Annotated in this window: 4 protein-coding genes; 1 reads left to right on the top strand and 3 read right to left on the bottom strand. The window is 27.4% G+C overall.

Going from position 1 to position 3,187, the window contains the following annotated elements; all coding sequences use genetic code 11:
• Positions 1 to 352: hypothetical protein (locus BZ132_RS04080; RefSeq protein WP_286940555.1), on the top strand; the 352-nt coding region annotated here is incomplete at its 5' end.
• A 91-nt stretch (positions 353 to 443) separates the two neighbouring features.
• Here the strand turns inward: BZ132_RS04080 and BZ132_RS04085 are convergent.
• The 3 genes from BZ132_RS04085 to BZ132_RS04095 form a co-directional block, all read right to left on the bottom strand.
• Positions 444 to 1,382, bottom strand: a complete 939-nt coding sequence (locus BZ132_RS04085) for a hypothetical protein (protein ID WP_286940556.1) — start codon at positions 1,380 to 1,382, stop codon at positions 444 to 446.
• Between the two features lie 193 nt (positions 1,383 to 1,575).
• The gene (locus tag BZ132_RS04090; RefSeq protein ID WP_286940557.1) at positions 1,576 to 1,857 is read right to left on the bottom strand and encodes a hypothetical protein; all 282 of its coding nucleotides are present in this window, start codon (positions 1,855 to 1,857) and stop codon (positions 1,576 to 1,578) included.
• Positions 1,829 to 2,659, bottom strand: coding sequence for a class II glutamine amidotransferase (locus tag BZ132_RS04095; protein ID WP_286940558.1), 831 nt, complete (start codon positions 2,657 to 2,659; stop codon positions 1,829 to 1,831). Before BZ132_RS04095 ends, BZ132_RS04090 begins: the two co-directional genes overlap by 29 nt.
• Between the last annotated feature and the right edge of the window lie 528 nt (positions 2,660 to 3,187).

Raw genomic sequence — 3,187 nt, forward strand, 5'->3', positions numbered from 1 at the left:
AACAGTAATAGCAGGAGAAAACAATGCATATGCATCAAGTAACTATTCATTCATGTTTACAAACACAGTAAAAATACCAACAAAAATAAATGCAACAGCAAATGTAGTAAACAATAAAACAGCAGTTGTATCAGTAAAAATCTATGATAACAACAACAAACCAGTAACAGGAAATACAAAAGTTGTAGTAAAACTCAATGGAAAAACACAAGCAACAACACACGCAGAAAATGGAGTAGCAGACTTAAATATAACAGTTCCACAAATTAAAGGAATGTATAACTTAGTAGTAGTAACTGGTGAAACAGCAAAATATCTTGCATCACAAACAACTATACCACTAAGAGTCTAGAAAAAGTTTTGGAGGATCATGGTCCTCCAATACATTTACTCATTTTAAATAAAACTTATTTTATTAAAAAAAAGTATTTTATGGAAATAAATTATTTAAGACGTCCATAATCATCTATAATATCTTCAATAGACTTATCTTGGCCTAATTTTTTAAGCATATCTTTTGCAGGATTGGTTCTATTTTTTACTCTTTCATATAATGATTCAAGAAATACTTCTTCACCATATCCACGTTCAATAAGTCCTTCTTTTGACAAGTCTAGTATTTGTTTAATTAGTGTGTATAATTTATCCTCATCTACAAAGTTAGGTAGTTGTCTTTTTACAAATAACTTTCTAAGTTCTGATGCATTATATCCTCTGTGATATATTACCTCATCATTTTCAAAGATTTCTTCTAATTCATATAATTTATTCTTTAATCCTAATTGAAATGCTCCAACACATAGAACATCTTTTATTGGTTGTGTACATGAACTTCTATATTCTATTGTTCCACGATATGTTAAATCTAGAAACTTAAATGAACGAAGATATTCTATATCACTAATCTTAGGAGTAATTGTTATTTTATCATACACTCCCTTATCACAGTATTCTCCTTCTACAGAATCCTTTCTAAAGTAGTCCATTATGTTGATTGTTGGAAAATTCACATAAAGACCATTTCTCATTGTACAGTATATATTCAATGATTCAATATATGCCATTAGATCATCAATATCCTTTAGTTGTGTTTCATACATACCAATATTATGTGGATTTATTCCATGTGTACTATCCTGCCAGAACATATCTCTACAACATAGTAAATCCTCATTTTCTCCAATCAACACTGAATTTGAGAAAAGTATTGCTTTTATTGGTTCTAATTTTGAGAAGATATTGATTGTTTTTATTAAATTATCATAGTTAACATCAAGTTGTATCTGTGATGCACTTGAAAACATTCCATATTCTGGATGATCATGGAAGTATTTTGGTAGTTTTGAATATCTTGAATATGAACAAAGATGATGATATAACATTTGATATCTTTCATTTGGTATTGGTATGTGTTTATTGTATATTCTGTAGGGATTTATTCCAAGTCCTGTTAGTGTATGGTTGTGTTTTTCAAAAAGTTCTTTGAAAAAAGAATAATAATCACAGAATCGTTCATAGATATTGAAGAGATTTGTTTCTCGTCCAAATGAAAATTCTAAGTTGTTATATGAACAGTCATAGGATATTATGTCGTTGTTTTTTTTTATTTATTAATGAACAGATATGATTGTTATGATCTATTGTTTGTGGTTTGAAGTTAGTGTATTGTTTTTTAAATTCCTCTGTTATTTTATGTACTACTTGAAAGTCAACTGGTTTTTTTTCTAAATTTAATATTGGAATCTCTATTTCTATTCCTATGTAATTATTCTCATTATTCTTTGTTGGTTCTATAAATCTTTGATATAAGCCTTTTTTTATTTTATCTTCAGTGATAGTTGAGAAATTCTGCTTCATGCATTTCACCAAAATTATTAATTATACTCTCCCTTAAACTAGGATTAACATGATTCATTATGTAATTAAATTGATCTTCTGTTAATTTATAAGTATATTTATGAGATTTTCCTTTATAGATTATTTCTCCATCTTTAAGTGCAAATACTGTGTTTAATGGTACTAATTTCCATGGTTTATCATTTAATTTCTGTGTTGAGAAGTATATTGTCTTGTTTATTCTCTGGTAATGAAGGGAATTTCTTGTATTTGAATGTGCATATGTGTATGTTCCATTGGATATTATTAGATTTAATTTGTTTCCTTCTGCTAGTTTTGATATTATTTTGTTAATGAAGTTAAACTGTTCTCTATCACTTAAGGGTTGTTGTCTTTCTTTGTAGTTAAGTCTGTCAATAATGTACATTAATATTCTTTCTGAATCTGTGTTTCCATCTTGTGTTTTTTTATATTTATTAAGAAGATCACACTTGAATATTGTTCCATTATGTATTAGTACCCATTTTCTACCATTGTTATCTTCACTGATAAAGGGATGACAATTTGCTACATCCATATTTCCCATTGTTGCAAGTCTTATATGTGCTAGTGCAGATTTTGTATAAATTGGATTTTTTAGTATTTCTTTTAAGTGTCGACTCTCTGTTGCTTCTATTGGTTCTTTTTCAATGTGTGGCTGTTTGTTGTTCATTAGTGCTAGCCCCCATCCATGTGGATGCATATTACAATGTCTATAGAAACTTTTTAAGTAATTGTTTATATGGACAGGTTGCTGACTACTAACACCAAATAATTCACACATTGTTTTTACCTCATTTTTATTTTTTTTCCTTTTATATAATACTAGAAATAGATTTTTATAGTATAATATCTCTTTTTTAAGTTATTTAAACTATTAACATGTTTTTTATTTTAGTAAAAAAAATCACATAATATAACATTGTTAATTCAGTATATAACATTGTTATGTAATTAATAGTATATAAAATTTTAGACAATAACTAATAATACTACTAAAGATTCCCATCAATATCATGTTCCATGTGGAAGCATACTGGTAGGTTGTGTAGTGTGCTTAGGTCTTGGTATATTTTTTCTAGTAATGTTACGGGTATTTCTACGTATAGATGGTTTTTACATTTTGTGCAGTTGCATTTATTTTTATTTATGGTAACACCTCAAGTTGTTTAATAGTACATGTAACGATTAACAAAAAAAGAGTTTATAATTAATATTAAAAATTAGAATTTGAAATGAACATTGTATAACACATAAAAACAAAACCCCGAGAAAAACAAACAACCCATTCAACAAAACAACAAAAACACTA

The organism is Methanosphaera sp. DEW79 (assembly GCF_003266085.1).
GTDB lineage: Archaea > Methanobacteriota > Methanobacteria > Methanobacteriales > Methanobacteriaceae > Methanosphaera > Methanosphaera stadtmanae.

Excerpts from the sequence above, each read along its gene's own strand:
- BZ132_RS04085 (WP_286940556.1), bottom strand. The coding sequence starts at position 1,382 with ATGTTATATCATCATCTTTGTTCATATTCAAGATATTCAAAACTACCA.
- BZ132_RS04090 (WP_286940557.1), bottom strand. The coding sequence starts at position 1,857 with ATGAAGCAGAATTTCTCAACTATCACTGAAGATAAAATAAAAAAAGGC.
- BZ132_RS04095 (WP_286940558.1), bottom strand. The coding sequence starts at position 2,659 with ATGTGTGAATTATTTGGTGTTAGTAGTCAGCAACCTGTCCATATAAAC.